Source organism: Ancylobacter sp. FA202 (assembly GCF_000380205.1).
GTDB lineage: Bacteria > Pseudomonadota > Alphaproteobacteria > Rhizobiales > Xanthobacteraceae > Ancylobacter.
Genome location: NZ_KB904818.1, coordinates 3,706,312 through 3,731,050, shown reverse-complemented (window position 1 = coordinate 3,731,050; position 24,739 = coordinate 3,706,312). Strand labels below are relative to the sequence as shown.

Below are 24,739 nucleotides of genomic sequence, written 5' to 3'. Positions count from 1 at the left end.
AAGACGATGCCACCAAGTGAAGGCGACGTTACGATAGGGCAGAGGCGTTTCGGCGAGCGCTTTATCACGCATCCAAACATGGCCGGGCCCCGGATTGCGGGGATCGTCGCGGTCGGGCTGGCACCGTGGCAGCAGCGTCGTGCCACGGAAATGATGCAGGCGCGGCTCGGCAGCCCGCTCACGATCAAGGAGATTGCGCGCGCATGCGAGGTGACGCCCAGTCATTTCGCGCGCGCCTTTCGCGGCACCTTCGGCCGCGCACCGTATCGCTATCTGACGGATCTCAGGATTGCCGAGGCCAAGCGGCAGATGATGGACACCGATCTGTCGCTGACGGACATCGCCTTGATGTGCGGCTTCACTGATCAGAGCCATTTCACGCGGGTGTTCCGGCGCCTTGTCGGCAAGAGCCCCGGCCTTTGGCGGCAGGCTGCCCGGGAATAGGCCGTGAGGCGGGGCGCGCCGTCCCATGGCCGCTACTCCCGGACCGTGTCGCAATCGGCGGGTGCGGGCTGCCCGGCGAACCGGTCCGCCAGCCAGCGCACAGCCGTGTCGGCGCCCCGGCGCGCGGCGGTGCCGTGGTCGACGCCTGCCATCTCGACATAGCGGACACGCCGGCCGGTCGAACACAGGTGCTTCACGTAGCCTCGCGTGATCGGTGCCTCGACAATCGGGTCGGCGCCGCCTTGCAGCATCAGGATCGGCACGTCGCGCTGCGTTTCCGGCGTGCTGTTCTGCGCGATTAGGCGACCCCAGACAGAGGAATCGCCGGGCTCGGCGGCAAGGAAGCCGCTGCGCTGAAAAGCCGTGCTGTCGAGCCCGAGCTGAAGATCTTCAAGCGGGCCGAGGCTGCAGACGCCGGCAATGGCGTCAATCGCCGCGATCGCTTGCCGATCGGCGATCTTGGCGATGGGCGCGCCGTAGAAGCGCTGCCATGACCAGATGGCATAGGAGGCGATGACGCGCCCCGCCACTGTGCGCGCGTCGGCGCGCAGGAGCCGGCGCAGTTGCGTGGGGGCCGATGCGGCGGCGCTGCCCACCAGCGTCAGTTCGGGGGCATAGCTCCCGGCGATCGAGGCGACGAACAGGGCACCGTGCCCTCCCTGAGAAAAGCCCCAGGCGGCATAGCGCGAGCCCGCATCGGCTTGGCGCAACTCCCGCACGGCACGGACCGCGTCGATCATCGCGCGGGCCGTGCTGACGCCGTCGAGATAGGGGTGAACACCGGCCGAGCCGAGGCCGGGATAGTCGGCGGCGACCACGACAATGCCCTTCTGGAGCAGCTGCGTGACGCCGAGCGTCGCCCCGATCGCCTGTTCCACATTAAGCGATGGCGCGCAGTCATGGGCGACGCCTGTTGTGCCGTGGCCCCAGGAAACCACGGGACGTCCCGCAGCCGGAGCGGGACCATTGGGAACGATGGCAAGGCCCGAAACGATGACCGGGACGTTTCGGGAGGTGCGCGAGCGATAGAGAATGCGGAACACCGAGCCATAGCGGAAGAAGCCGGGAACGGCGGTCGCCGCCACCAGCACGCCGCGATTGCCGCCGCCCTTGCCGGCACCCGTCCCGGCGGCGAGGGTCTGCGTGCCGGGCATCGACAGGATGACCGCCAGCGCCGCCGCCATGCACAGGCGGAAAAAAGGCTTCTTTGCCATTGTGTCCTCTCACTCGCCGTCTGTTGACACGTATCGACAGGAGATCGGCCGTTCAGGAGCCGGCGTGGCCGCCATAGGCGCCATGCTCGTGCACCGTCTTGCCGCGAAACACCCAATAGGCATGCGCCTGGTAGGCAAGGACGATCGGGATGATGATCGCGATCCCCACGGCGAGGAAGGCAAGCGATTGCGGGTCGGACATGCCGTCCCACACCGTGACGTGGCGGGGGACGAGATAGGGCCAGAGGCTGACGATGAGCCCGACCAGCCCGAGGGCGAACAGCGCCAGCGCGAGCAGGAAGGTGCGGGCCTGCCCGCCTTCCCAGATGCCGCGCCAGAGCGCGACGATGACGGCGAGCGTCACCAGCGGCACGGGCGCGAGCAGGGCGAGATTGGGAAAGGCGAACCAGCGGGCCGCCACCTCCGGCACGCTCCACGCGCTCCAGGCGCTCACCAGCGCCATCATCGCGCCGGTGAGGATGAGCGCGGCATGGGCGATCTCGCGGGCAAAGACCTGCGTCGCACCGTCGGTCTTCCAGATCAGCCAGCCCGCGCCGATCAGCGCGTAGCCGCCGACCAGGCCGGCCCCGCACAGGACGCCAAGCAGGCTGAGGAAGCTGAACGGCCCGCCGGCGAACATGCCGTTATCCACCGGCACGCCGGTGATCAGCCCACCCAGGATCAGCCCCTGGCAGAAGGTCGCCAGCACGGAGCCGGCGAAGAAGGCGATGTCCCAGACAAGACGGAAGCGCGTCGCCTGCAGCCGGAAGCCGAACGCCACGCCGCGGAAGATCAGCGCGAACAGCATGAACATGATCGGCAGATAGAAGGCCGGCAGCAGGATGTAGTAGCCGGCGGGAAAGGCGGCGAAGAGCAGCGTGCCGCCCATGACAAGCCAGGTCTCGTTGCCGTCCCATACCGGTTCGATCGAGGCCATCATCAGGTCGCGGTCGGCGTCGCGCGGGGCGGCAAGGAAGAGGATGCCGACGCCAAGATCGAGCCCGTCGGCGAGCACATAGACCGTGACGCAGAACACGGCGACGGCGGCGAAGACCAGCGGCACAGTGTCCGCCTGCAGAAGTTCGGTCATGGTCAGGCCCTCGCTGGGTCGGTGCCGCGCACGGGCGACGGAACGGGAGAGGTGGTGAAGGCGCCGAGCGTGCTGCGCTCCATGCCGGGATGCTCGCGCGTGACGGGCGAGCTATCGATTGGCCCCTTCAGGGCGACCCGCCCGGCGAACCAGACGAAGGCCAGCAGCAGCACATTGTAGACGGCGAAGAAGATGAGGAGGCTGGTCGTCACCGCCCCGGCCGCAACCGGCGCCGCCGCATCGGCCGTGCGCAGCGCGCCATAGATGATCCAGGGCTGCCGTCCCGCCTCCGTCACCGTCCAGCCGGCCAGCACCGCAAGGAAGCCGAGCGGGGTCGTCGCTATGGTGAGAAACTGGAACCAGCGCGCGGTGAACAGCCTTCCGCGCAGCCGCAGCACGAAGCCGGTGATCGCGGTGGCCAGCAGCACCACGCCGATGCCGGCCATGACGCGGAAGGCGAAGAATACGATCGGCACGTTCGGCTGATCCTGCGGCGGCACAGCTTTGAGGCCCTGCACCTGCCCGTCCCAGCTATGGGTGAGGTAGAGGCTGGCGAGATGGGGAATGTCGATGGCGTAGAAGTTCTTCTGCGCCGCCATGTCCGGCCAGGCGATCACCGTCATCGCCGGCCCCTTGGTGGTCTCCCACAGCCCCTCCATCGCGGCGAGCTTGGTCGGCTGCTCGACCATGGTGTTGCGGCCATGCATGTCGCCGATGAAAATCTGCAGCGGCGCCAGCACCAGCGCCAGCCACAGCGCCATGGAAAAGGCCGTGCGCGAGGCCGCCACATGCTGGCCGCGCCAGAGATGGAACGCCGAGACACCGGCGATCACGAAGGAGCAGGTCAGGAAGCTCGCGCACACCATATGGGCGAGGCGATAGGGGAAGGAGGCGGTGAAGATCACCTCCCACCAGCTCACCACGTGATAGATGCCCTGCGCATCGGCGACCGCGCCTGCCGGGGTCTGCATCCAGCTATTGGCGGCGATGATCCAGGTGGAGGAGATCAGCGCCCCCATCGCCACCATCAGGCAGGCGAAGAAGTGCGCGCCCTTCGACACCCTGCCCTCGCCGAACAGCATGATGCCGATGAAGCCGGCCTCCAGAAAGAAGGCGGTCATCGTCTCATAGGCGAAGAGCGGCCCGAGCACATTGGCGACCGAACGCGAGAAGCCGGCCCAGTTGGTGCCGATCTCGTAGCTCAGCACGATGCCGGTGACGACGCCCATGCCGAAGCCCAGAGCGAACAGCCGCATCCAGAAGCGCATCAGGTCGCGATAGACCGTGTTGCCGGTACGCCACCACAGGGCGCTGAGCACGGTGACGAACCAGGCGGTGCCGATGGTCAGCGTCGGCCACAGGATGTGGAAGCCGATGGTGAAGGCGAATTGCAGGCGGGACAGGGCGACGGCGTCCATCTCACTGCGCTCCCGGCTGAGTGGTGGTCTTCACGAGGCGCACCGGCACCCCCTTTGACGAGGGGGTGAAGCTCTGCGGGTCATGCGCGTAGAGCGGCACCAGCGGGTTGGTCTCGGGGTAATAGGCGGCGCAGCTGCCATCGGGGAAGCTGTAGGGCACCACCTTGAAGCCGCGCACCGCCCGCGCGATGCCGTCCTGCGACAGGGTGAGGATGTCGACCCGGTCATCGGCCTTCAGGCCGCGCCGGTTCATCTCCGCCTCATTTAGGAACAGCACGTCGCGCTGGCCGTAGACGCCGCGATAGCGGTCGGAGAGCGAATAGAGCGTGGTGTTGTACTGGTCGTGGCTGCGCACAGTGGTCAGCCACAGCGCGTCGCGGTCATCGACCTTGGGGTCCTCGCACAGCCCCTCGCAGACCAGCAGGTTGGCCTTACCGGACGGCGTCGCCCATATCCGTTCGCGGGCGAGCGAGGTGAGATGGAAGCCGCCGGGCTCCTTGACCCGCTCATTGTAGCCCTGGAAGATCGGGAACACCGCCTCGATGTCGTCCCGGATCCGCGCATAGTCCGCGGTCAACTCCTCCCAAGCGATCCTGGAGCGCGCGCCCAGCGTCGCCCGCGCCATGCCGGCGATGATGGCGGGCTCGCTCTTCAGGTGCTCCGAGGCCGGGCGGTTATGGCCGCGCGAGGCATGCACCATCGACATGGAATCCTCGACCGTGACCGCCTGCGGGCCGCCGGCCTGCTCGTCCAGCTCGGTGCGGCCGAGACAGGGCAGGATCAGCGCCTCGCGGCCATGCACGATATGGCTGCGGTTGAGCTTGGTGGCGATGTGGACGGTGAGGTCGAGCCGGCGCATGGCCGCCTGGGTCTGCTCCCAGTCGGGAATGGCGGCGGCGAAATTGCCGCCCAGCCCGATGAACACCTTGGCCTCGCCGCGCACCATGGCCTCCAGCGCGGTGACGACGTTGTGGCCGGGCGCGCGGGGCGGCGCGAAGCCGAAGCGGGCCTCAAGCGCGTCGAGCAGGGCATCGCTCGGCACTTCGGTGATGCCGACGGTGCGGTCGCCCTGCACGTTGGAATGGCCGCGCACCGGGCAGATGCCGGCACCCTCGCGGCCGATATTGCCGCGCAGCAGCGCGAGATTCGCCAGTTGCTGGACGTTCTGCGTGCCGTGGCGGTGCTGGGTGATGCCCATGCCGAAGACGAGGATGGCCCGCTCGGCCTTCATATAGGCGTCGGCGGCGACCGCTATATCCGCCCGCGCAATGCCGGATTTGCGCTCGATATCTTCCCATCGCGTCGCCTTCAGATCGGCGATCAGCGCGTCGATGCCAATGGTGTGGCCGTGGATGAAATCCCAGTCCAGCACCGGGCCACGCCCCTCCGTGCGGGCGCTCTCGTCGGCCTCGACCATCAGCTTCATCATGCCCTTGATGAGCGCGACATCGCCGCCGACCCGGACCTGGAACAGGCGCTGGGAAATGGGCGTCGAGGTGAGGGTCGCCATCTCCACCGGGTTCTGCGGCGCCTGGAAACGCTCCAGCGCCCGTTCGCGGAACGGGTTGAACGACATGATGGTGGCGCCGCGCCGCGAGGCGTTGCGCAGGTCCGTCATCATGCGCGGGGAATTGGTGCCGGGGTTCTGGCCGAAGATGAAGATGCAATCGGCCTTCTCGAAATCCTCCAGCAGCACGGTTCCCTTGCCGACGCCGAGCGACTGCGGCAGGCCGACGCTGGTGGCCTCGTGGCACATGTTGGAGCAGTCGGGAAAATTGTTGGTGCCATATTCGCGGGCGAACAGCTGGTAGAGAAACGCGGCTTCATTTGAGGCGCGGCCCGATGTGTAGAAATCCGCCATGTTCGGGTCCGGCAGCGCATTGAGATGCGCCGCGACGATGGCGAAGGCCTCATCCCAGTTCACCGGCACATAGGTGTCGGTGTAGGCGTCGTAGCGCATGGGATGGGTCAGGCGCCCCTGCATCTCCAGCTCGAAATCGGTGAAGGCCTCCAGCTCGGAGACGGTGTGGGCGGCGAAGAAGTCGGGTGTGCAGCGCTTCGTGGTCGCCTCCCACGCCACCGCCTTGCCGCCATTCTCGCAATACTCGAACGGGGATGGGTTCTTCGGGTCGGCCCAGCCGCAGCCTGGGCAGTCGAAGCCGCCATGCTGGTTCATGCGCGACAAGGTGGCCATGCCGGAGAGGGCGATGTCCTGCTCGGCGAGGGCGGTGCCCATCGCCTTGAGCGCTCCCCAGCCACCGGCTGGCTCGTGATAGGGACGAATAGTCTTCACAACGCCCATGGACGTCTCCTACCGCATGGTTTGAGAGATCTGCCGGCGTGTTGACGCCGCGGGGCTTGCCGCGAACTAGAAAATCGATCAGCCAACCCAGCTTCATCTAAAGACGAGTGGAGGCCCGGATAAATGATCTCATCATATGCGGGCAATAAACCTAGGTATTACGGCTTCTGCTCATGGTGGGGATGACTGCCCATTTCGCCCCCACCGCCCGGGTCGGCTGACGGGAAAGGGCTGCGAGGTCCCCGCCCGGTCGCGCGATCGGACGACGCCAAAGCCCGTGGAAGGGTCAACGGCGCGACATACCAAAGTGCGATGCGCCCGTACGGCTGTATGATTTTCCCTCGCCGCGCAGTGCCTATGCTGGCTCAAAGACCAATGGAATCGAGCCCGGCAAGGCTAGAGATGAGCGACGTACACGAAAGGTCCTTTGGCGCGCTTGGCAGCCCGCTCGCACTTGTGAGGGCGGCACTGGCACCTGTTTCCTTCCTGGCGCCCCGCCTTGTGTTCGGGCTGCGCCTCGCCGCGTCCGTGTCTCTCGCGCTCTACATCACCTACTACCTCGAATTGCAGAACTCGTTCTGGGCGGCGACGACCGCCGCCATCGTCTGCCAGCCCAATCTTGGCGCCTCGCTGCAGAAGGGCCGCTACCGCGCGATCGGCACCATCATTGGTGGGTTGGTGATGGTGGCTTTGCTGGCGGTGTTCCCGCAGCAGCGCAATTGCCTGCTGTTCTCCCTGGCGCTTTGGTGCGGCCTGTGCGGTTTCGCGGTGGTGATGCTGCGCAACTTCGCCTCGTACGCCGCCGCCCTTTCCGGAATTACGGCGGTGATCATCTTCGCCGACACGCTGACGGACCCGAGCACGGCCTTCTTTCTTGCCGTCATCCGGGTGGGTGAGATCTGCATCGGCATCGCGTCGGCCGGGTTTGTGATGGTGCTGACCGATTTCGGGGCCGCGCGGCAGCTTCTCGCCCGTACGCTGCGGCAGACGGCCGGGGAGGTCGCGTCCGGCTTCATCGCGACGCTGGCACAGGGCGGCGAGACGCCCGACCTTGTGTCTGCGCGTCGCGGCGTGACCCGGGGCCTTGGCACGCTTCACACCCAGATCGACGCCGCCATCGGCGAATCCTCCTATCTTCGCTCCCGCGCAGCCAATCTCCAGATCATGATGGAGGCGCTGGTCGGCGCCCTGGTGGGCTGGCGCAATGCCGGCACGCATCTGGCCCTGCGGGGTGGTTGTCCGGTATTGATCCGCGAGCAGCTGGTTCCGCTGCTGGAGCGCATCGACCTGGCGCAGCTCGACCACGCGCCCCGGCAGCTGCGCCAGACCGTCGAAGAAGTGCAGGCCGAGCTGCGGGCGCTCCCCATGCCCGATTCCGCCAGCTGCATCGCCATCGAGGCCTCGCGCGACGTCGCGACCGGGCTGGCCGGGCTGATCGACGGCATCCTTCTGCTGCGCGATCGCAAGAGCCCGCGCATGGCGGCACCCCGGAATCCCCTCGTCATTGCCGATACGCTGCCGGCCGTGCTGAACGGGCTGCGTGTTTTTGTGGCAGTGCTGGCCATGTCGGCCTTCTGGGTGGTGTCCGCCTGGCCGAACGGGGCCTTCGCCATCGTGTTCGCCGCCGTCGCCACGCTGGTCTTCGGCGCGTTCGGCGACCAGGCCCGCGCGGGGGCGAAGGACTATGCGCTGGGCGCGGCCTTGATGGCCGCGCTCGGCGGCGTGCTCTATTTCGGCGTGCTGCCGTCGCTGTCGACCTTTCCCGCTCTCATCGCACTGATCGTCCTCCTCTTCGTCCCACTCGGGATGCTGCAGGCGGGGGGCTGGCACAGTGTCGTCTTCCTCGCCATGTCGATCGCCTCGCTTCCGCTGCTGGGGGTGGGAAACCCGATAACCTACGACGCGGTCAGCTATTTCAACCTCGCCCTGTCGATCGTTGCCGGAACCGTGATCGGCACGCTGTTCTTCGTCGTCATGCCGACGATCCCGCCGCAGCAGCGCGCCCGCCGCCTTCTCGCCCTGTCGCTCCGCGATTTCCGCCGCCTGGCAAGCAGTGGGTCGGCCGATTTCGCTCGCTGGAACAAGCTGTTGGCACGGCGCGCCGAGGCGCTGCCGCCGCAGGCGACGTCCGAGGAGGCCGGCAGTCTGATGGCGTTGCTCTCGCTCGGCCAGGCAGTCATCCATCTCAGGATCGTAGCGTCCCGCGACCCCATCATCGGTGAGCTGCAACGCGCCATTGATGCCCTCGCCGCAGGACAGCTCGCGATGGCTCGGGAGGCATTGCAGAGGTTAGCCCCCCAGCCCATGCAGGCGCGTGCGGCGGTTGAAGTCATCATCGATGCCATCGACCTCCACGCCGAATTACTTACGGCTCGCATCGACACCCGCGCTCTCTTCCTGTCGACGTTCAGCTGAGAAAGCGAGGAACACGTGTACACGGAGATCAACATTCTCGGGGTCTATGTCGCCCCTTTCGCCGTGATGATGCTGGCGGCCTGGGTGGCGACATTTCCGTTGAGCCTGGTTGCCAATCACTTGGAAATTACACGCCGGATTTGGCACCGCGGCCTGTTCAATCTCTGCATCTACATCATCATTCTTTCGCTCATCGTCCTTTATGTGGGGCCGCGGCAATGACCATCATCCATCCGGCCGACGACCGGCCATCGACATTTCGCGCCGTGCTGTCGGTCTTGCTGACCCTGAGCGCCCTCGGGGCGGCCGGCCTGCTCGGCTGGTGGATGTGGCAGGCCTATATGGCGAGCCCCTGGACGCGCGACGGCACGGTGCGTGCCTATGTGGTCACGGTCACGCCGCAGGTCTCGGGCCGCATCGTCGAACTCCCCGTCAAGGGCGACCAGTTCGTGCGCAAGGGCGATCTGCTGATGGTCGTCGAGCCTGACGACTACCAGATCGCTCTCGCCAATGCCGAAGCCGCCGTCGCGCGCGCCAAGGCCGATCTCGACAACAAGCAGGCGGAATCACAACGGCGCGCCCAGCTCACCGCCATTGCCGTGTCCAAGGAGGAGCAGCAGAGCTTCGCCGCCGTGGCGGACATGGCGGCCGCGGCGTATCAGCAGGCACTCGCCAATCGCGACCAGGCCAGGCTGAACCTCGGCCGCACGCGGATCGTCTCGCCGGTGAATGGTTACGTCACCAACCTTCTCGCCCAGCCCGGGGATTACGCCACGAACGGGCAACGTGTCCTCTCCGTGGTGGACAGTGACAGTTTCTGGGTCGACGCCTATTTCGAGGAATCGGTGCTCAACGGGATCCGCCTCGGCGACACGGCTCGGGTCGCGCTCATGGCCTATCCCCAGAAGCTGACCGGCACGGTCACGGGCATAGGGCGCGGAATTGCCGTTCCCAATGCGCAGCCCGATGGTTCCGGCCTTGCCACGGTCAACCCGGTCTTCACCTGGGTCCGGCTCGCCCAGCGCGTGCCCGTCCGGATCGTCCTGGACCATGTTCCGCCCGACATCACCCTCGCGGCCGGCCTGACGGCGACTGTATCAATCGTAGGACCTGGTACAAGCGCGGACGCGAAAGCGCCGCACCAGGGTGAAGGTTTGCCCATGACAGCGCCTGCGGCACATAAACTCCCTTGACCCTGCAACGTGCCGTGCGCGAAGCCATTGTTGACAGGCAGGGCACCCGATCGGTTTGACAACGTTCCCTGCAATTTCGGAACGTCCGGTGCCGCGAACGTTAAAAGGGGCGCGACTTTGGTCAATGAGAAGGATTTCTGGACGTGCGCCACGACACGATGATTTCGATCATCGACGATGATGACGCTGTGCGAGCGGCAACCGCCAGCCTTGTCCGATCGCTGGGTTTCAAGACGAGCACGTTCGCCTCGGCCGACGACTTCCTCCGCTCGCCGCAGGTGCATGACAGCAATTGCGTGATCACCGATGTGCAGATGCCGGGCATGACTGGCCTGGAACTGCAGAACCGCCTTCTGGCCGATGGGCGTCACCTGCCGCTCATCTTCATTACGGCCTTTCCGGAGGAACGGGTGCGGCGTCAGGCGATGTCCGCCGGGGCGGTCGGTTTTTTCAGCAAGCCCTTCGACGGCAACGACATGATCGCCTGCATCGAAAGGGCGCTCACCCGCGCGGGCTGAGGCGGCAGGCGTCGTACAGCCCGTCGTATGAGCGGGCGAACCGAACAGCCGGTTCCAGCGCTCCTTCTATTGTCGCGCTTCAACGCCACAGATTGCGGGCTTCTTGATCGCCGGTTGGCGACCGGGCCGGCAGTCGCGACAGGAGCAGATGATGAAGATCGATCTTTCCGGCAAGTCCGCCCTCGTCACCGGATCAACCGAAGGCATCGGTTTTGCGATTGCCAAGGGCCTCCAGGAGGCGGGAGCGCGCATCATCATCAATGGCCGCACACCGGCCAAGGTCGACGCCGCCCTGAACCGCCTCGCTGCCTCGGCGCGGGGGCGCGCCATCGATCTCGGTACGCCGGACGGCGTGCGGGAGATGGTCGCAGCGGAGCCTTCCTTCGACATCGTCGTGAACAATCTCGGCATCTTCCAGCCCTCCGACTTCTTCGACACGACCGACGAGGTGTGGGAGGCGCACTGGCAGGTCAATGTCATGGCCGGGGTTCGGCTCGCCCGCGCCTATCTGCCCGGCATGGCCGCGCGGGGCTGGGGCCGCATGCTGTTTCTGGGTTCGGAATCCGCCTTCAATATTCCGGTGGAGATGATCCATTACGGGGTGAGCAAAACCGCCGACGTTTCGCTTGCCAGAGGTCTGGCCAAGCGCATGGCCGGCACCGGCGTCACCGTCAATTCGATCCTGCCGGGGCCGACGCTGTCCGAGGGCGTGGCCGAAATGCTCAAGGCCGACGTTGCCAGCGGGAAGACCCTGGAACAGGCCGGGGCCGACTTCGTGCAAGCTCACCGTCCGACCTCGATCATCCGCCGGCCAGCCACCGTCGAGGAAGTGGCGAACATGGCGGTCTACATCGCCTCCCCGCTCGCCTCGGCCACCACCGGTGCCGCGCTGCGGGTCGATGGCGGCGTGATCGACTCCATCATCTGACGTCCGGCGAGGAACGCCCATCATGAACGCTCGCATCCTCATTGTCGGCGGTTCGATCGGCGGCCTGTTCGCCGCCGTGCTGCTGAACCGCGCCGGCTTCGATGTCGCCGTCACCGAACGCTCGATCCACGGCCTGGAAGGACGTGGCGCCGGGCTCGTGGCGCAGCGCGAGGTCTTCGATATCCTTCGCGAGGTCGGCGTCGAGCACATTGCGCAGATCGGGGTGGAGGCGCGCGAGCGGATTTATCTCGACCGCGCGGGCGACATCATCCACCGGCAGCGCACACCGCAGACGCAACTGTCCTGGGACGTGCTGTTCGGTACCTTCCGCGAACTGCTGCCCGATATCCGCTACCAGAAAGGCCGGCGCGCGGTCGACATCCGGCAGGGCCCGGAGGGCGTGCAGGTCCGCTACGCCGATGGCGGCGAGGAGCGGGCGGATATTGTGATCGGCGCCGATGGCATCGGCTCGGCGGTGCGCTCCGCGGTCTGCGGACCGCATTACCTGCCGAACTATGTTGGCTACGCCACCTGGCGCGGCCTGGTGCCCGAAGCTGACATTCCGGCGGCGGCCGCCGAACAACTATTCGAGCGCTTCGCCTTCTATGAAATGCCCGGCTCGCACATTCTTGGCTATCTCGTGCCGGGATCAGACGGCTCGACCGCTATCGGCCGTCGCCGGTATAATTGGGTTTGGTACCGCCGCTATGCACCTGATGAGCTCCACGCGGTGCTGACCGACGCCGACGGTGTGCGCCGCCCCTTCTCGCTCGCACCCGGTCATATGCGGCCCGAGATTGTTGCCGCGATGCGCGCAGATGCCGAACGGCTGCTGCCGCCCTCCTTCGCGGCCGCGGTGACGGCCGAGCCCCGCCCCTTCATTCATGCCATTTTCGACTATGCGCCGGCCCATATGGTCGCGGGCCGCGTGGCGCTGATGGGAGATGCCGCCTTTGTGGCGCGTCCGCACACCGCGATGGGCGTTGCCAAGGCCGCCGGCGATGCCTTCGCCCTGCGCAACGCCCTGCGCGGGACATCCGATATCGATGCCGGGCTCGCCGCCTATGAGTCCGAACGCGCGCCCATCGGGCGCTCGATCGTCGCCTATGGGCAGCGGCTGGGGCAGTCTCTGGGGTAGCCCCCTCCCCACCTTCCCTTATTGCCGCGCGGCGCACGTCCCGTTGCAGGACATGGTGCGCCAGGGATAGCAGGCTGGAGCCGGCTGGGCGGGCCCGATGGCCACCCAGCCTCACAGCGCCGCACTCAGCGGCGGAACCATGCCAGCGCTTGAAGCGCGGCCGCAACGGCGGCGAAGGCGGTGCCGAGGATGCTCACCAGCAACCAGCCTCCGGCCCCCCAGGCGAGGGTCGCCAGCGCGGAACCGAGCGCGCCACCCAGGAACATTGCTCCCATGAGCACCGTGTTGAGCCGGGCGCGCGCTTCCGGACGCAGGGAGAAAACGATGTGCTGGTTGGAGACGAGCGCCGTCTGCATGCCAAAATCCAGCAGGATCACGCCGACAACCAGACCGGCCAGCGATCCCCAGACGCCGAACACCACCCAGGACACCAAAGTGACGGCGGTGCCCAGGACCACGGCTCGGCTCGGCCCATGCCGATCGGCGAAGCGGCCGGCGAGCGGGGCGGCCAGAATGCCGACGGCACCGACCAGACCGAAGAGGCCGGCGACATCAGCCCCAAGGCCAAACCGTGGCTGTTCCAGGCGGAAGGCGAGGATCGTCCAGAACACGGTGAAGGCGGCGAACAGGGCGGCCTGCGTCAACGCTGCCAGGCGGAGTGCCGAAAACTCGAACCAGAGATGCCAGACCGAGTGCAGCAGCCGGCCATAGCTCATTCGAGAGTCCGGCGCGCTGTGCGGCAGGATCGCCGCCATCAGGCCCGCCGCCGCCAGGGCCATGGGGACGGCCAGCCAGAACATTTCCCGCCAGCCGCCATGGGTGGCGACAAATCCCGCCAGCGTGCGGCTCAGCAGGATGCCGGTAAGCAGGCCGGCCATCACCGTGCCGACGATCGCGCCTCGCCGCGCCGGCGCCGCCATATGGGCGGCGAGCGGCACGATCTGCTGGGCGACGGTCGAAGCGAGCCCGACGAGAAGCGAGGCCAGCACGATAAGCAGCGCGCTCGGTGCCAGTGCCGCGAGCACCAGCGCGGCGGCAAGCACGATGAACTGGCCGACGATGAGACGCCGACGCTCCATCAGATCGCCCAGCGGCACCAGCAGGAAGAGACCGAGCGCGTAGCCGAGCTGGGTCGCGGTCGGTATGGCGCCCGCCAGGCTGCCCGGCAGGTCCTGCTCGATCAGCGCGAGCATGGGCTGGTTGTAATAGATGTTGGCGACGGCGATGCCGGAGGCGGTGGCCATGGCGAAGGTAGACCCTGCGCCGATCATCGCCTTCGCAGGTGCGCCATGGTGGATCTTTTCATGTTTCGACATCGCTCATTTTCCTGCATGTGGGGGGGGGCAGCTCAGCTGTCTGTGCAGGAAAGTTAGAGCCGGGCGGAGGCTACCGAAATCGGCCGTTCGGTTGCTTTGCCTATACGTGAGTGTGCTTGGCCGGCGTTCACGGCGTCTCTGGCGGTGACAGGTAATAGGTTTCGGCGAGATCGGTTTCCCGCATCAGAGTTCGCGCGAGATCATTTGAGATGTGTCGCTTGCGCGCCATGCCGATGACGGCGGCGCGCTCCGCCCTCAGCGCCAGCAGGCGTAGCGTGCGCTCGTCCTGCCGCGCGTGTCCCATCCCGCCCCGATCGTCCTTCGGGGCCGTTTCGGCGTAGCCGGACAAGTGTTCGAGCCGGCGCTGATAGTCCCCGGTCACCAGCGCTGCGGCCGCGATGAAGTCGGTCTGCGGGTTGGCGCGCTGAGCGCCGGCGGTCGCGACCGCCGCCAGCGCCGCCTGAGTGGCCTGGATGCGCGCTTCCAGCGCAGCTTTGGTGCCGTCGGGTTCCATCGGAGAGGTCACACCGCGGAGCAGACGCGGCAGCGCCAGATTGGCAAGCACGAGCGAGGTGACGATCACGCCGGCCGCCATGACGATGACGACGTCACGGGCCGGAAATGCCGCGCCGTCATATCCCCTGAGTGGAAGGCTCATCGCCCCCGCCAGCGTCACCGCCCCCCGCACGCCGGCCACCGACATGGCGGCGACAAGACGCCAGTTCGTCCGAGGGCGAAGGGCCCCGCCGCCGGGACGACGCAGACGGATGATGGCGGCGACCCAGACGAAGCGGAGCAGCGCCAGCGCCACCGTGATCACCGCGATGCAGCCCCCTAGCCATGCCAGGCTACGGTGCCCGTCCTCGGCCACGCTGGCATTAATGTGGGAGAGCACGTTCGGCAATTGCTCGCCCAGCAGAAGGAATATAATGCCATTGAGCGTGAACTGGAGCGTCTCCCAGACGGTCGTTCGCCGAAGGCGCGTCATCGGCAGCGTGATGCCGCGCACTTCAAGCCGGCTCATCATCATGCCGGCGGAGACCGCTGCCAGCACCGCCGAGCAGCCGGCGCCGTCGGCAATAAGATAGGCTCCGTAGGGCACGAGCAGGCTGATGATGATCTGCGTGGATGTAACCTCGCCCAGTTGTGAGCTTACCCACGTCTTGGCACCGGAGACGGCCCATGTCAGCGCCGCGCCGATCAGCACGCCCCCAACGGCGGTCCACGCCAATTCTGCCAACGCATCCCAGAAGTGAAAGGCACCCGTCATCGTCGCCGCGACAGCAAGGCGCAGACAGACGAGCCCGGAAGCATCATTGAACAGTGCCTCGCCCTGGAGGATCCGCAGCAAGCGGCGCGGCACCGTCACGTTCGCCACCATGGCGCCGGCTGCCACGACATCGGTCGGCGACACCACAGCCGCGAGTGCGAAGCAGACCGGGAGCGGCATCTCCGGCACCAGGATATGCAAGGGGTAGCCGATGCCGAGAACCGTGAAGAAGACGAGGCCAAAGGCCAGTGAGAGCACGGTCCCGGCATTGTCCGAAAGGTCTTCCGTCGGCACACGCCACCCATCGAGAAAAAGCAGCGGCGGCAGGAAAAGGACAAAGAAGAGTTCGGGATCAAGTGTCACGCTGAACGGGCCGATCAGGCCGATCGCGGCGCCCAGCGCGATCTGGACGAGGGGCAAAGCCACCCGGTCGCGCAGCGTGCCAGCGATCCAGTGGCCCACAACGACGCCGAGCAGCAGAACAAGCACAATGTAGAAGTGATGCATGCCGGGAGCCCGCTCTCTGAACGGAGAACACTAGCAGAGCCAGACCGCGCGTCTTTCGCGAAGCCACGCTGAAAGGGCCATAGACCGAGCTGCTCAGGCCCAGGCGATCACATCCGGCATTCGCGAAAAACCTCCTGCCGTTCCCCTCCTAGCGTCGCCGGGCACGTCACTGCCCGAACCGAATGGAGCCGACATCATGAGCAACGCAGACAAGCTCTCCTTCCGCTACCGCCTCGAACAGCAGCCTCCGCGCCTTGGTGCGGGGGGCGTCACGCGCGGTGCTTCGGTGCACGAATTTCCCGCAAGCATCGGCATCGCCGGCGTCTCGATGCGTCTGGCGCCCGGCTCGATGCGCGAAATGCACTGGCACGCCAATGCCGCCGAATGGGGGTACGTCGTCTCCGGCGGCTGTCGCACTACCCTGCTGAATCCCGACGGCAGCTGGGAGACCGACACCTTCGGCCCTGGCGATATCTGGTATTTTCCCCGTGGCTGGGGTCATTCGATCCAGGGTATCGGCCCCGGAGAGTGTCATTTCATCCTTATCTTCGACAATGGCGATTTCTCCGAGGATCACACCTTCAGCGTCACGGATTGGCTCGCTCACACGCCGCAGGCTGTGGTCGCGCAGAATCTCGGCCTCGGTGCCGACGACATCGCCCTGCTGCCGAAAGGCGAGGCCTATTTTGCTGCGGGCCCGGTGCCCGATGACCGTTCCTTCGATGCCGCGGCGCGCAGCACGCCGGCGCTGGTCAGTACCCATCGCTACCCGCTCGGCGCCCAGCAGCCGCGCCGCGTGCCGGGTGGCGGCACCCAAGTCTACGTGACCGCGAAGGAGTTCCCTATCTCGACCTCCATGGCCGGCTCCGTGCTGGAAATTCAGCCGGGTGCCATGCGTGAACTGCATTGGCATCCGAGCGCCGACGAGTGGCAGTATTACCTTGAAGGATCGGCGGAGATGGGCGTGTTCCTTGCCGAAGGCCAGGTCGTCGTCGAGCCGTTCGAGCAAGGCGATATCGGCTACGCGCCGATGGGATCGGGCCATTACATCCGCAACACCGGCGAGGGCATGCTGAGGGTTCTGGTCGGGTTCAATAACGGCCTTTATGAATCGAACGACCTCAGCGCGTGGCTCGCGTCCACCCCGCCGGATGTCTTGGCCACCAATCTGAACCTGCCGCGCGCCACGGCCGAACGTCTGCCGCACCGCACGCTCTTCATGGCGCCGCCGATCCGCGCGTGAGCCCCCAAGCGTTGCAACATCGAAGGAGAGGACACAAGCGAAGGCTTCGGTCCTCTCTTCATTTTCGGCCGCAGCAGCTGGAGTAGAATCAGTGCTTGGTCGGGGCCAGTGTGCGACCCTCGGCATCCACCCGCGTGGCAGCCGAACGGATGGCGACGCTGGCGGCAGTCAGCGGGTCCTCGACCCGGGCTTCGTTCGCCAGAGGAAGGCGCTGCGATGCGTCCGCCACGCTCACCTGCGTCGGCACGGTGAACGAGAGCGTGGCGCCCATGGCGACGTTGTTTTCAGCCCGGATCGCCCCGCCATGCGCCTCGACAATGGATCGGCAGATGGCAAGGCCCATGCCCATCCCGTTGGCCTTTGTAGTGATGAAGGGCTGAAATACCTCGTTGGGGTTTTCCAGCGCGATGCCGGTGCCGTTGTCGCGTACGTCGATGTTCATCATCTGCTGGGGGGCGGTACTGAGGGAGATGACGACTTCGCGCGGCCGGCCGTCGATTTTGTCCATGGCCTGGATGGCGTTCAGGATCAAGTTGACGATGACCTGCTGGATCTGCACGCGATTGGCAAAGGCCGCCGGCAGTCCCGGCTCGATAAGCTCTCGGATATGGGTCGCGTGCGCGTTTGCTTCACGCTGCAGCATCCGGACCGATTCCGCGATGAGACCGGCAAGATCGAACGCTTCCGGTTGAGGTGTGTCCTTCCGCGCCAGGGATCGAACGCGCGCCAGGGTTTCAGACGCCCGGGTACTGTTGGCGATCACGCCATCCAGGCACATGGCCACCTCGGCAATGTCCGGGGTGGGCGCCGCTAGCCAGCGCTTGGCCGATTCTCCGTAGGTCTTGATGGCGGCCAGCGGTTGGCTGACTTCATGCGCGATCGAGGCGGAAAGCTGCCCAAGGGTGGAGACACGCGCGGCATGGGCCAGGTCGGCCGACGCCTGCTCCAGCCTGGCCCGCGCATTGTTGCGATCGGTCACATCGATGGCCGTGATCAGCACGCGGGACCATTCGCTTCTTCCCCGAAGCAGCGTCGCGCGCCATAGCACGTCGATCACCCTGCCCTGCGCGGTGCGAAACTGGGTCTCGACCTCACGCATCTGCCCGCCTTCGAGGAAGGTGGCAAAGATTTCTGCAAGCGCGGCCTCGGTCGAGGGCATGTAGTGCGCCACAAAGGTCTTTCCGACCATCACATCGGGCGAGTCCGTGCCGAAAAGGCGGGCCGTTGCCCTGTTGGCGATATGCGTCGAACCCAGATTGCGGAGAACGGGGATCTGGTCGTTGCTTGTCCGGAGCGACTGCGGCGTGACGCCGGATGCCTTGAGATGGGCAAGGACGCGCGTCCAGTCGGATTCCCACATGGAAACCGGAGATTCATGGAAGATCGCCTCATAGCGCTCTTCCGAGATCCGGCGCGCCTCATGCGCCTGCCGTTCCGCCGTAAGGTCCGTGCCGGTTTCAATCACGCCGATACGACGCCCCAACCGGTCTTGCCGGACAAGCGACCGCCCGGCCAGCACGATTTCGCTGCCATCGCGACGTCGACGGTGCATTTCGCCCGCCCAGCTGCCCTCGGCCGAAAGGGCGCGCTCCACCTCGGCACGCGGATAGTCCGATTGAAGCAATTCGTGGCAATGCGCGCCGATGGCATCTTCCCGCGACCAGCCATAGAGCCGCTCCGCCCCCTCGTTCCAGTAGAGGATGCGCCCGGCCGTGTCGCAGATGATGACGGTGTCGTGGGTGAACTCCAGGATCCGCGCCTGCTCGCGCAGGGGGGCGGCCTCCGCGCTCAGCCGGAAGGCAAGCCCCGTGACGCAGGCGATCAACAGGGCACTGAGGATGAAATCGGGAACGGTATGCGGATTGGCGGCCGTCGCCGACGCGATGAAATAGCCGATCGCGCTGAGGACCAGACAGGCCGCACCAGCGGGAAGTACAAATCGATGCAGGCCGCCCGCGGCGACGATCACCACGACGACAATGTAAAGCGCAGCGATCGCGCTATGAACGGGAAGCCAGAGGTCGGCCATGAACACCGCCCCGGCGACGGCGGTCGCCGCAGCCGCGCAGACGACTTTGTCGGCGCTCTTCATCCTCTGCCATACGCTCGGCGCATCCGTCACAGGCACGGCCCTCTATCTCCGCGAATATGGCGCCGACAGGAGCGGCAGCCCTTTTGCGATGTAGCGGAGAAATGGCTCATCTGTATTGAACATCTGTGCTGGTTCCTCCGAAAGTCGTCGTTGCATGGGAGCCGCGCCGGGGAGACTAACGTCGCCGCGGATGACGCGGCACCGACCGGCGCATGTCATCCGCATCGTCCATGGACGTGTTTGTGTGGGAGAGTGAGGCATGCATCGGGCAGACGACCAGGCGGCAAGACCATGGATCGACGGCTCCTTCCGCACCAGTGATGGCGTGACGCTGCACTATCTGGAGGCGGGATCCGGCAAGCCTGTCATCCTCATCCCCGGCTGGTCGCAAACGGCCGAACAATGGAAATTCCAGATCGAAAGCCTGAGCGCGGCATGCCATGTCATCGCCGTGGACATGCGTGGGCACGGGCTGAGTGAGAAGCCGGCCCATGGCTATCGCATTTCGCGTCTCGCGGCCGACCTGCATGACTTGATTCGCTCGCATGACCTGCGGAACGTCGTGCTAATCGGCCATTCAATGGGCTCCTCGGTGATATGGAGCTACCTTGAACAATATGGCGATGCCGATATCGAGCGGATGGTGTTCGTGGATCAGGCCTCGGCCATTGTCGGCGAACCGGGCTGGTCGGAGGAAGAGCGTCTCAACGCGGGCGCCATACTCTCGGCCCAGGAGGCCGCAGAGCTGGTGGCGCGCCTGGCGCAGGATGACGGATCGTTAAGTGCCTCATTCGTCAGGAGCATGTTCAGTGACCATTACCCCGCTGACCATGTTGACTGGGTGCTCGCGCAAAATGCCCTCTTGCCGCGCGCCTACGCCGCACGCCTGCTCTATGATCATGCCTTCAAGAACTGGCAGGACGTCATCGGGCGCATCCGTCGCCCGTGCCTCTGCGTGGGTGCGGAGCGCAGTATAGTGCCCTGGCAAGCAATGCTGGCTTCCGGGCGTGCGATAGCGGGAGCTCAGACCGTCATATTCAAGGAAGAAGAGGGCGGATCCCATTTCATGTTTCTTGAAAATCCGATCAAATTCAATCTGGTTCTGGCTGATTTCCTTTCGGATTATGCGAAAAGCTGATGTTGCGATGTTCGCATACCTTTGTTTATGCGATCCATATCAACGTGGAATTATGTCAGCGAGCCTGGTCTGAAAGACTATCCCTGCCGCGCTCATCTCCGACTGCGGGCAAGCTTAAGGGAAGTCACCATGCTCACATATGGATGTGTCGCGCTCGGCGGAGCACTTGGCAGCGTGCTGCGCTTCGGGTTGGGCCGCTGGCTCAGTGTGTTCCTCGGCGACATGCTTCCCTGGGGAACGATCGTCATCAATGTGGGCGGCTCCTTCGCAATCGGTCTATTCGCCGCGTTATTCGAGAGCCGAACGCATTCCGCCATTCCTTTTGAGTTTCGCCAGTTCGTGCTGGTGGGTCTGTGCGGAGGGTTCACGACCTTTTCGTCCTTCAGCCTTCAGACCCTCATGCTGCTCAATGCCGGGCATCCGGGCCGCGCTGCACTCAATATCGTCCTCTCCGTTCTGCTTTGCCTCATCGCGTGTAGTATTGGCCATATGGTTCCTAGTGCCTTTGCCGGGGCGCCACAGACGTTGAGCGTAAGGTGATTTCGTGCCTGCCGGACGCTCGCCCGGCGCAATTCGCCCATGAACATGTGAATCGGCGTGGAATAAGGCCCCCGCTTTAGGGGCTATCGGCGTCCAAACGGGACCCCTCTGACGCAGGGGTTCACAGTGCCTCCGGGACGATCGGAGACCAGGTTTGGGATGCTTGTGGTGGAGACGATTGGCCTGCTGCCGGTTTCGTGGACACCGAGATAAGGTGTTCAACGGGACTGGAGAGCGGGAATGCAACGACGGAGGTTCAGCCGCGAGTTCAAGCTTGAGGCTGTAAGATTGGTGAAGGATCGGGGCGTTGCCGTTGCGCAGGCTTCCCGCGACCTGGATGTCCACGAGAACGTGCTGCGTAAATGGGTCCGCGAGGCGAAGACGGATCCTCAGCATGCCTTTCCCGTTTCTCGACCATCCTGCGCCATACCAACATCGGTACCAACAAAGTGGTCCGGCTGGGGTGACACGCAGTGATACGGGGTAGGAAGAAAAATCTTTGTTAGCCAGAGGGTTGGTGCGATTTCCGGCACGGCGCGGGATGGTCTGAAACCACCCTAGTTCATTCCCACTCGATCATTGGCGGTTAAGTTAAGATACTGAAGAATATGTATAAAAAATATTTTTGTTCTCAACGTGCCGACTGTCAGACCGTCAAAAAACGGAGCTCTTGAAATCATTGCACTTTCTATTCTGAAATCGAAAATCATGCTTTCGGGGTCTATCGTCAACCGCGGAATTCAGGAAACGATCCGACCCGCTCCATGCATCGTAATGTATGCCTATCATTGTCGCAGCCGAGCATTCGTTGAATGAGGCTTGCGTCCGCCTACAATGTCTTCCCGGCCGAAATTCGGCACTGCGATCTTAATCTCTCGTGATCGGAAGGGCCGCATCGGGTTTCGGCGAGGAGGACGCTCCCAGCCATCCCGTTAGGTGAAGTTCGAATCCCTTCCGCCCCGCCACCGTCTCAAAACACGGCGGGCCACGCCCGACGAAGATGAGCAATACGTCTACGCTATAACACTCTAAAGCCCTACGGCGTGACAACAGGCGTTAATCGTCATAGTCGATACGCGCTATTGGCATTCTCGGAATGGCGGGGTCTGGTGGAAAGCGGAAAGGCAGATCTCCGGCTGGGTTGACGAGAAAGCAGCCAAAACTGTCGCAAAAATTCCCTGCGTAAAGCCGACTTTCGCACCCGACTTTTACGACAGCAATTCCCCTGGAATTTCAAAGGATGCTGATCTCTTGCGAATCTTAGACAGACTGTGCGAAAACTCTTTTGATGAATGATGGCCTGCACTGTTCAGTGCCGGAACTCTGCGGATCAGAAGACTTGTCTGATTTCGATGTCCAAAGAGCCCGAGAAGGCGTTGTTGGGCTCCTGTTCGCCCCCGTTTGGCTCAGAAAGTGCGTAGAACGGCCTGTCATGCCCTGACCGCAGCGATGAGGCCCGGAACGCCGACAAGGGTTATGGCTCGCCTGATGTTGTAGGCCAGCGCCGTCAGGCTGAACTCCCCTTTGACGTTTTCCAACCGCCGCATCAGGAACGCGCCCTGATACATCCATTGTTTTATGGTACCGAACGGGTGCTCGACGCTTTCGCGCCGCCGATCCAGTATGTCGGGCCGGGCGGTAAGACGCGATGCCATGCGGTCGAGCACCGCCTCGTTCTCAAGGCGCGACACACGACGGAAGCTTTTGGTGCAGCGTTCACGTAGGTGGCATGCCTTGCAGGCGTCGCGGTTGACGTAGTCGATCTTCACATTGTCGCGCGATTTGCCAAAATGGCGGGGTGAGAGCATCTGGTCTGCGGGGCAAAGGTAAATGTCCTTGTCCGGATCGTAGCGGAATTCCTCCTTGGAGAAGAATCCCTCGGCGACGGCCGGACCGCGGATCGGTTTGGGAACATAGGCGGTAATGCCCGCTTTCTCGCAAGCCTCGATATCCTCGATCTTGAAGTAGCCCCGGTCGGCAACCGCCTCGATCCTGTCGACACCGAGCGTGTCCATTGCTGCCTCGACCGTCGGCGTAAGAAGCCCCATATCGAGCACCTGGTTGCAGACCTCCTGCGCGGCGATCAGCTTGTGCTTCACATCAACCGCAAGCTGGATGTTGTAGCCGACGCCGACCTTCGTCATGCGCGCCATGGCGCGGGCATCCGGATCAGTTAGCGAGATCTGATCCTCGCCAGTCTTGTCCAATTCATCCAGCAATGCCTTGTGACGATCACGCTTGCCTTTGATCGCCGCAATCTTTTCCGCGAGTTTGCCATCGCCGCGGCCGGAACCATTGCCATTGCCGCGGGCTTTCTCCTCCTGTGCATCGTCCTCATCAAGCCGCTTCATGTAGTCGGCCAGTTTCTCGTCGGCTTCGTTGATGAACTTCGTCAACGCTCCCCGCGTGAAGTTACGATCCTTGTTGTTCACCGCCTTGATGCGCGTGCCGTCCACGGCCAGCAGTTCCCGTCCGAACAGGTCGAATTGCCGGCACAGGATGACGAACTCGCGAAACACCTGTCGGAAGGCAGACCGGTTCAATCGGCGGAAATCGGCAATTGTCTTGAAGTCGGGTTTTAGGTGCCGCAGCAGCCAGATGACTTCGATGTTGCGGTGGGTCTCAGCCTCCAGTCGCCGACTCGACCGTACGCGGTTGACGTAGCCGTACACGTAGAGCTTCAAAAGGTCGGACGGATCATAACCCGGACGGCCCGTCGTCTTCGCCGTCACGCGGTTGAACCCGGCGGTCGCTAGGTCCAGTTGATCCACGAAGGCTTCGATGAACCGAACCGGATTGTCCGGCCCGACGTAATCGTCGACCGCCTCCGGCAGAAGCAGCAGTTGCGAGCGGTCTATTCCTGAAAGATGTGCCATGGCAAAGTGTAGATCGAGCGTCGCCGCAAGGGAATCCTCAGGTGATTTTCGGGCAACGGGAATAAGCGAAACTGGAGGGAATTAATGACTGACTGGGATCTAATCCGAGACATGATGGCCGCAGCGATCGATGCTTGTGAGCGCGTGGAGGCTGCTGGATACCATGAGAGCGATAGAGACGCGGCTGTTAGCGTGCGCGGCCAAGATGTTAGCATCCACGACTTTCTTACAAGCGCATGGACCTATCCGGAAAACATTCGATACGAGATCATCCGAAAAAGACATGATAAGGGAGACGACCGTGCCTATGTGCCGGAGGCCTCCCGCATCCTTATTGCCATGGCACACGCCGCAGCAGAAATAATTGGATCCCACCAACCCGAGGCTCCAGCAGTAGATGACATACGCAAAATGATCACTTGGTTCGGTGGCCACGCCGTCCCCGGTATCGAGCAAGCTATCGGGAACCGGCGTAGCAGCTCATCTTAAACCAAAAACGTTAGTTTCCACACGGTCTGTAGAAGTTTTGCGACAACAGAAGGATGAGAACAGACGCTTAATTAGGCTATGTCTGCGAAAACCCTTACGGCTACTCCCGCGCTATCAGGTTGCAATCAGGTGTTCGTTTTGGGAAACACGGCTCTCCTCCGTCCCATCTCGACCGCGATTACTAGCCACGCGGTTCCCCTCCTGTCCGGACGGCGACGCACTCAATTTCGAGGTCGAAGGCGCCGGGCCAAGAGCCGACGGCGATGAAGGTTCGGGCCGGAAGGTGCCTTTGGAAGTGTTCGCGGTAGACGGCGTTCACAGCGGCATAATGGCCGGCATTGGCGGCATAGATCTTTGTCGAGACCACGCTTTCAAACGTCTCTCCCGCAGCTTCGAGGCAAGCCTTGAGAGCCTTGAGCGCTGCGTTGCACTGGGTTGCGATATCGCCGGAGACGATCTGACCCGTTGCGACGTCGATCGGTGGAATTCCCGAGATGAATAGGAAACCCCTCGCCTCGACGACCAAGGACAGGGGCACACCGAGATCGCGGATCGCCTGGGACAGGACAGGGACTTCGATCGCCCGGAAGTCCGGCGCGGCCATGACG

Annotated in this window: 21 protein-coding genes and 1 pseudogene; 13 read left to right on the top strand and 9 right to left on the bottom strand. The window is 64.3% G+C overall.

Translation table 11 applies throughout. The features are described 5' to 3' along the window. The first annotated feature begins 78 nt into the window (after positions 1-78). Positions 79-444 carry a helix-turn-helix transcriptional regulator gene (locus A3M1_RS0117055; RefSeq protein ID WP_245261722.1) on the top strand — a complete coding sequence of 122 codons (366 nt, stop codon included), beginning with the start codon at positions 79-81 and terminating at the stop codon, positions 442-444. 32 nt (positions 445-476) lie between these two features. On the opposite strand, the gene A3M1_RS0117050 is transcribed toward A3M1_RS0117055, so the two are convergent. Genes A3M1_RS0117050 through A3M1_RS0117035 form a run of 4 tightly spaced genes read right to left on the bottom strand, consistent with a single transcriptional unit; the run spans position 477 to position 6,468 of the window. Next, positions 477-1,658, bottom strand: coding sequence for an alpha/beta fold hydrolase (locus tag A3M1_RS0117050; protein ID WP_018390205.1), 1,182 nt, complete (start codon positions 1,656-1,658; stop codon positions 477-479). 52 nt (positions 1,659-1,710) lie between these two features. Further along, on the bottom strand, positions 1,711-2,748 hold the full coding sequence (cydB, locus tag A3M1_RS0117045) for a cytochrome d ubiquinol oxidase subunit II (protein WP_018390204.1): 1,038 nt from the start codon (positions 2,746-2,748) through the stop codon (positions 1,711-1,713). Between the two features lie 2 nt (positions 2,749-2,750). Next, positions 2,751-4,166 carry a cytochrome ubiquinol oxidase subunit I gene (locus A3M1_RS0117040; protein ID WP_018390203.1) on the bottom strand — a complete coding sequence of 472 codons (1,416 nt, stop codon included), beginning with the start codon at positions 4,164-4,166 and terminating at the stop codon, positions 2,751-2,753. 1 nt (position 4,167) lies between these two features. After that, on the bottom strand, positions 4,168-6,468 hold the full coding sequence (locus tag A3M1_RS0117035; protein WP_026221359.1) for an FdhF/YdeP family oxidoreductase: 2,301 nt from the start codon (positions 6,466-6,468) through the stop codon (positions 4,168-4,170). 501 nt (positions 6,469-6,969) lie between these two features. Here A3M1_RS0117035 and A3M1_RS0117030 point away from each other — a divergent pair. The 6 genes from A3M1_RS0117030 to A3M1_RS0117005 all read left to right on the top strand — a co-directional run bounded on the left by A3M1_RS0117030 (position 6,970) and on the right by A3M1_RS0117005 (position 12,660). After that, complete coding sequence (locus A3M1_RS0117030; RefSeq protein ID WP_018390201.1) at positions 6,970-8,883, top strand: FUSC family protein; 1,914 nt, start codon at positions 6,970-6,972, stop codon at positions 8,881-8,883. A 15-nt stretch (positions 8,884-8,898) separates the two neighbouring features. After that, on the top strand, positions 8,899-9,105 hold the full coding sequence (locus tag A3M1_RS0117025) for a DUF1656 domain-containing protein (protein ID WP_018390200.1): 207 nt from the start codon (positions 8,899-8,901) through the stop codon (positions 9,103-9,105). Further along, positions 9,102-10,076, top strand: coding sequence for an HlyD family secretion protein (locus A3M1_RS0117020; protein WP_018390199.1), 975 nt, complete (start codon positions 9,102-9,104; stop codon positions 10,074-10,076). The genes A3M1_RS0117025 and A3M1_RS0117020 overlap by 4 nt, the downstream gene beginning before the upstream one ends. Positions 10,077-10,234: 158 nt before the next feature. Continuing rightward, positions 10,235-10,594 (top strand): response regulator transcription factor, encoded by a 360-nt coding sequence (locus A3M1_RS0117015; RefSeq protein WP_018390198.1) that lies wholly within the window; start codon positions 10,235-10,237, stop codon positions 10,592-10,594. A gap of 151 nt (positions 10,595-10,745) precedes the next feature. Beyond that, the gene (locus tag A3M1_RS0117010) at positions 10,746-11,522 is read left to right on the top strand and encodes an SDR family NAD(P)-dependent oxidoreductase (protein ID WP_018390197.1); all 777 of its coding nucleotides are present in this window, start codon (positions 10,746-10,748) and stop codon (positions 11,520-11,522) included. A gap of 22 nt (positions 11,523-11,544) precedes the next feature. Further along, on the top strand, positions 11,545-12,660 hold the full coding sequence (locus tag A3M1_RS0117005; RefSeq protein WP_018390196.1) for an FAD binding domain-containing protein: 1,116 nt from the start codon (positions 11,545-11,547) through the stop codon (positions 12,658-12,660). 125 nt (positions 12,661-12,785) lie between these two features. Here the strand turns inward: A3M1_RS0117005 and A3M1_RS0117000 are convergent, their stop codons facing one another. Then, positions 12,786-13,976, bottom strand: a complete 1,191-nt coding sequence (locus A3M1_RS0117000; protein ID WP_018390195.1) for an MFS transporter — start codon at positions 13,974-13,976, stop codon at positions 12,786-12,788. Between the two features lie 127 nt (positions 13,977-14,103). Continuing rightward, positions 14,104-15,753 (bottom strand): Na+/H+ antiporter, encoded by a 1,650-nt coding sequence (locus tag A3M1_RS0116995; RefSeq protein WP_018390194.1) that lies wholly within the window; start codon positions 15,751-15,753, stop codon positions 14,104-14,106. A gap of 196 nt (positions 15,754-15,949) precedes the next feature. Here A3M1_RS0116995 and A3M1_RS0116990 point away from each other — a divergent pair, with 196 nt between their 5' ends. Continuing rightward, on the top strand, positions 15,950-16,996 hold the full coding sequence (locus tag A3M1_RS0116990; RefSeq protein WP_018390193.1) for a cupin domain-containing protein: 1,047 nt from the start codon (positions 15,950-15,952) through the stop codon (positions 16,994-16,996). Positions 16,997-17,084: 88 nt separating this feature from the next. Here the strand turns inward: A3M1_RS0116990 and A3M1_RS0116985 are convergent, their stop codons facing one another. Beyond that, on the bottom strand, positions 17,085-19,025 hold the full coding sequence (locus A3M1_RS0116985; RefSeq protein WP_245261721.1) for a PAS domain S-box protein: 1,941 nt from the start codon (positions 19,023-19,025) through the stop codon (positions 17,085-17,087). On the opposite strand from A3M1_RS0116985, the gene A3M1_RS26740 reads away from it, so the two are divergent. The 4 genes and pseudogenes from A3M1_RS26740 to A3M1_RS25970 all read left to right on the top strand — a co-directional run. Further along, on the top strand, positions 19,024-19,182 hold the full coding sequence (locus A3M1_RS26740; RefSeq protein WP_198291193.1) for a hypothetical protein: 159 nt from the start codon (positions 19,024-19,026) through the stop codon (positions 19,180-19,182). The genes A3M1_RS0116985 and A3M1_RS26740 overlap by 2 nt on opposite strands. 165 nt (positions 19,183-19,347) lie before the next feature. After that, positions 19,348-20,226 carry an alpha/beta fold hydrolase gene (locus A3M1_RS0116980; RefSeq protein WP_018390191.1) on the top strand — a complete coding sequence of 293 codons (879 nt, stop codon included), beginning with the start codon at positions 19,348-19,350 and terminating at the stop codon, positions 20,224-20,226. A gap of 129 nt (positions 20,227-20,355) precedes the next feature. Then, positions 20,356-20,766, top strand: coding sequence for a fluoride efflux transporter CrcB (gene crcB / locus A3M1_RS0116975; protein ID WP_018390190.1), 411 nt, complete (start codon positions 20,356-20,358; stop codon positions 20,764-20,766). A gap of 240 nt (positions 20,767-21,006) precedes the next feature. Next, positions 21,007-21,171, top strand: a pseudogene (locus A3M1_RS25970) (transposase); the annotation flags it as partial. A gap of 1,025 nt (positions 21,172-22,196) precedes the next feature. Here A3M1_RS25970 and A3M1_RS0116970 read toward each other — a convergent pair. Then, the gene (locus tag A3M1_RS0116970; protein ID WP_018390189.1) at positions 22,197-23,642 is read right to left on the bottom strand and encodes an IS1182 family transposase; all 1,446 of its coding nucleotides are present in this window, start codon (positions 23,640-23,642) and stop codon (positions 22,197-22,199) included. Between the two features lie 84 nt (positions 23,643-23,726). Between A3M1_RS0116970 and A3M1_RS25965 the strand changes: the two genes are divergently transcribed. Then, entirely contained in the window at positions 23,727-24,131 is a 405-nt protein-coding gene (locus A3M1_RS25965; protein ID WP_081620335.1) for a hypothetical protein, read from the top strand. A gap of 181 nt (positions 24,132-24,312) precedes the next feature. Here the strand turns inward: A3M1_RS25965 and A3M1_RS0116965 are convergent, their stop codons facing one another. Further along, the gene (locus A3M1_RS0116965) at positions 24,313-24,735 is read right to left on the bottom strand and encodes a Rid family hydrolase (RefSeq protein WP_018390188.1); all 423 of its coding nucleotides are present in this window, start codon (positions 24,733-24,735) and stop codon (positions 24,313-24,315) included. Positions 24,736-24,739: the final 4 nt, after the last annotated feature.